At 57.9% G+C, this 4,417-nt stretch carries 4 protein-coding genes; all 4 read left to right on the top strand.

Annotation, left to right across the window (positions count from 1 at the left end):
• The first annotated feature begins 159 nt into the window (after positions 1-159).
• Positions 160-1,506 carry a glutamine synthetase family protein gene (locus Q0239_RS05175; protein ID WP_115548890.1) on the top strand — a complete coding sequence of 449 codons (1,347 nt, stop codon included), beginning with the start codon at positions 160-162 and terminating at the stop codon, positions 1,504-1,506.
• A gap of 4 nt (positions 1,507-1,510) precedes the next feature.
• Positions 1,511-1,873: a cupin domain-containing protein gene (locus Q0239_RS05170; protein ID WP_298599423.1), complete on the top strand. Its 363-nt coding sequence runs from the start codon at positions 1,511-1,513 to the stop codon at positions 1,871-1,873.
• 16 nt (positions 1,874-1,889) lie between these two features.
• A complete protein-coding gene (locus Q0239_RS05165) occupies positions 1,890-3,146 on the top strand; it encodes an FAD-binding oxidoreductase (RefSeq protein WP_298599420.1) in 1,257 nt (418 codons plus the stop codon).
• Positions 3,143-4,417 (top strand): aspartate aminotransferase family protein (locus Q0239_RS05160; RefSeq protein ID WP_298599417.1); only part of this gene is annotated, 1,275 nt, incomplete at its 3' end. The genes Q0239_RS05165 and Q0239_RS05160, both read left to right, overlap by 4 nt.

Raw genomic sequence — 4,417 nt, 5'->3', positions numbered from 1 at the left:
TCGGCAAGGCTGGTGCGGTCTTCTCGATCAGCTACGGCTTCTGATTTTTTGCCGGCCGGAAGGTCCGCATCATTGAAAATGCATGCCGGGCTTGACTGTTCAAGCCCGGCATGTCCTTATGTGGCAGGCCCATTTCCGGCCCTAAACCGGTGAAAAACAATGTCTGTCAATCTGGCGAACTGGATCGCCGAAAACAAAATCGACGAAGTCGAATGTATCGTTCCCGATATTAACGGGGTGCAACGCGGCAAGGTTCTGCCCGCCAAGAAATTCCTGTCCTCGGTCAGTGACAAGTCGCTCCGCATTCCCGGCAGCGTCTTTATCTGCACGATCGATGGGCATTATCCCGAAGATATCGAGGATATCTGGGACAAAGACCCCGACAAGATTTTGATCGCCGATCCGGACACGATTTGCATCGCGCCCGGCTTCAAATCGCCAACGGCATTTGTTATTGCCGATGCCTATAATGGTGACGGTACCGAGGTAGAGCTGGCCCCGCGTGCCATCCTGAAAAAAGTGCTGGGGTTATACGCCGCCAAAGGTTGGAAACCAATTATCGCGCCCGAGGTGGAATTCTACCTCGTCAGCCAGAATGTCGATCCAGATTTCCCGCTCCTCCCGCCGACAGGTTCAAGTGGCAGGGCAGAGACCGCGAGCCAGCCTTACGGGTTGGAGGCGATGAACGAATATGAGGATATCATCGATCATATCTATGACGATTGCGAGCTGATGGGGCTCGATATCGACACGATGATTCATGAAATGGGTGCAGCGCAGTTGGAGGTGAACTTCCTGCACGGCGATCCGTTGAAGCTTGCCGACCAGGTATTCCTGTTCAAACGCGTCGTCCGTGCGGTGGCGAAGCAACACGGCGTCTATGCAACGTTCATGGCGAACCCGATGGCGGGGCAGCCGGGCAGTGCGATGCACATCCACCAATCGGTGGTCGATGCCGAAACGGGCAAGAACCTGTTCTCCAACGCCAATGGCAAGGATAGTGCGATGTTCCGCAGCTATATTGCCGGCCTCGTCAAGTTCATGCCGCAAATCTCGCCGCTTTGGGCGCCCAATGTGAACAGTTTCCGCCGGATGCGCCCTGACAGTGCTGCACCGATCAATGTGCAATGGGGCGAGGACAACCGTTCCTGCGGCTTCCGCGTACCGATTTCGGACAAGCACAATCGCCGCGTTGAAAACCGGCTGCCGGGGGCGGACTCCAACCCCTATCTGGCGATGGCCGCGTCTTTGGTCTGTGGTTATATAGGTATGGTCGACCGGATGGTGCCCGCAAAGGCGATTACCGGCAGCGCCTATAACCGCGCCCGCACCCTACCACGCACATTGGAAGCCGCGCTCGATCGTTTTTCGGCATGCAAACCTGTCCGCAACCTTCTCGGTGAGGATTTCTTCGAGATTTTCTACGCGGTGAAGGATTATGAGCTGTTCAACTATCAATCGGTAGTCAGCAGCTGGGAACGCGAGCACTTGCTGCTGAGGGTTTGATCCGGTGCCGGTCCGCAGTTTTCAAACTGAAACCGCCGAACGGGAAGAATTCGCACCTGCGCCTGATAGGCTGGTCAGCGGCAATCCGGCAGGCGAGACCCGCAACGCGTATGAATCAGCCGATGGTCGCAAATATTTCGGTGAGTGGAGCTGTTCGGCCGGAGCCTGGCGCGTCAACTATTCCGAATGGGAATATTGCCGGATATTGGAAGGCAATGTGCGGCTGACCAACAATGATGGCTCGGTCGTGGAAGCGGGGCCAGGCGGCAATCTGGTGATCGAGCCAGGCTTTGAAGGTGTCTGGGAAAATCTGACGCCAGTCCGAAAACTCTATGTGATCGACTTGGGGGAGGGCGGTTCCGAATAGGTCCGTCGCATTCCCGATGAGCGATCCCCTCAACAACAGCTATTATCAGGCCAGCGCAAATGCATGGAAGCCGCAACCCGTTTTCAACGGAAACGGTCAGTTCGATGTGGCGATCATCGGTGGCGGATTTACGGGGCTTTCTGCCGCCTTGGCTTGCGCGGAAAAGGGGCTGAAGGTCGCGTTGTTCGAGGCGCAGTCCATCGGTTTTGGGGCATCGGGACGCAATGGCGGACAGCTTATCCCCGGTCTGCGCTGGTCGATGCGCGAGTTTGACGAGGAATTCGGCCGCGAGCGGGCGCAGGCGATTTTCGATTTGGCATATGGCGCGGTCCAGCGGGTGAACCGGCGGATCGCGAAACATGGCATCCAGTGCGACCTGAAAGCTGGGCATCTGGAGGCCGCTTACAAGCCCGCGCACTTCGATGCGATGCAGCGTGACGCGGAATTTCTGGCGAAGCAATTTGGTTGGAAAAGCGAGATTGTCCAACCGCACGATATGGGGCGGCATATCAATGGCGGTGGCTATCACGGCGGAATCTATGACCTGCAAGGAGGGCATTTCCATCCACTGAACTACGCAATTGGGTTGGCAACTGCTGCACAAAATGCGGGCGTTTCGATTTTTGAAAATTCGCCAGCCCTCGCGATAGAGGGCAATCAGGTGTGCACACCAAGCGGCAGTGTCAGCGCAAGCCATGTCGTGCTGGCAGCTGATAGCTGGATGGGCGATCTGGATACAGGGCTGGCGCGCTACACCATTCCAATCATGAACTATAATGTCGCGACCGCACCTTTACCGAATGCGGTCGAGCTCCTTCCCAGCGATGCCGCCGTTGCGGACAGCCGCTTTGTTCTCAACTATTTCCGCCTTTCTGCCGACAAACGCCTGATCTTTGGCGGTGGCGAGAAATATGTGCAGACCCCGCCCGCCGATATCGCTGCCTTTGTCCGTAAACATATTGTCGAAGTGTTCCCTTCGCTCGCTGAAACACCCATCGACTATGCCTGGGGCGGTGCGGTAGGCGTGACGATGAACCGGCTGCCGCATATCGGACGCAAGGGAAATGTTTTCTTTGCTCATGGCTTTTCGGGCCATGGAGCGCTGGTGACGACGCTCGCGGGTGAATTGCTGGCGGAGGCTGTGACGGGAACGATGGCGCGGTTTGATGTCTTTGCGAACCTGCCGCAAAGGCCATTTCCCGGCGGTCGGATGCTTGCCCGCCCACTCGCCACTTTGGGGCTGCTCTGGTATGCGCTAAAGGACCGACTATGATTAGCGATGCTGCCATCGAACGGATCGCCGAGCGCGAGGCCGCTGCCTTCATGGCGGCAAATCCCAAATCGCTCGAGCTGTCAAAAAAAGCTTCGGCCAACTGGTTTCAGGGCGTGCCCTTTCACTGGATGCTCGATTGGCCGAGCCCGGTGCCATTGGTGGCTGCGGGGGCCAAGGGTGCGATGCTGATGACGGTCGATGGCCGCTCGCTCGACGACTTCTGTTTGGGCGATACCGCCAGCATGTTTGGCCATTCGCCCGCGCCACTGGCAGAGGCGTTGGCGAAGCAGGCGGGCGAGGGGCTTAGTTACATGCTGCCCACCGAAAAGGGTGTTGAGCTGGGCGCAATGCTCGCCGCCATGTTTGGCCTGCCGCGCTGGCAAGTGACCACAACCGCGAGCGAAGCCAACCGCGCGGTCATCCGCTGGTGTCGCGGCATCACTGGACGGAAGAAAATCCTGATCTTCAACGGATGCTATCATGGTGCAGTCGATGACGTTTTTGTCGATCTGAAACCTCATGCAGCGGGCTGGGAACCGCGCGTTCGTGTGAGCCTGATCGGGCAAGTGCAGGATTTGCTGCCCACGACAACCGTGATCGAATTCAACGACGTCGAAGCCCTCGAACGCGAATTGAAACGCGGCGACATTGCCTGCGTGCTAGCCGAACCGGTTATGACCAATGTCGGCATGGTGCGCGATGCACCGGGCTATCTGGAAGCGCTACGCCGGTTCTGCAGTGAAACAGGTACGATCCTGGTTTTCGATGAAACCCACACAATCTCGTCCGGTTATGGCGGGCACAGTAATGCCTACGGACCCAAGCCCGACATGATGGTGATCGGCAAATCGATTGGTGGCGGTGTGCCGACTGCAGTCTATGGGTTCAGCGAAGAGATTGCCGAACGCATGGCGAAAGTGAACGCCAGCCGTCCCTCGGGGCATAGCGGCATCGGGACGACGCTCTCTGCCAACGCGCTTGCGATAACCGCGATGCACGCGATGGTCGGCAAGGTCATCACCCACGACGCCTATCGCCACATGCTGGCGCTTGCACAGCGATTGGTGAAGGGGATCGATGGCGTGGTCGCGGCGCACAAGTTGCCGTGGCATGTCGTTAATGTCGGCGCGCGCGTTGAGTTCGTCTGCGCCGAAAAACCCTCGACCAATGGCAGCGAGGCGCGCGCTGCGATGCAGCCCAAGCTGGAGGCGGCTATCCACCTCTATCTCGCCAATCGCGGCATTTTGCTTGCGCCATTCCACAATATGATG

Origin of the sequence: uncultured Sphingorhabdus sp. (genome assembly GCF_937872355.1) — a bacterium.
Taxonomy (GTDB): domain Bacteria; phylum Pseudomonadota; class Alphaproteobacteria; order Sphingomonadales; family Sphingomonadaceae; genus Sphingorhabdus_B.
Note: the sequence above shows the minus strand (reverse complement) of the source record. Positions and strands in the feature narration are given on the sequence as shown.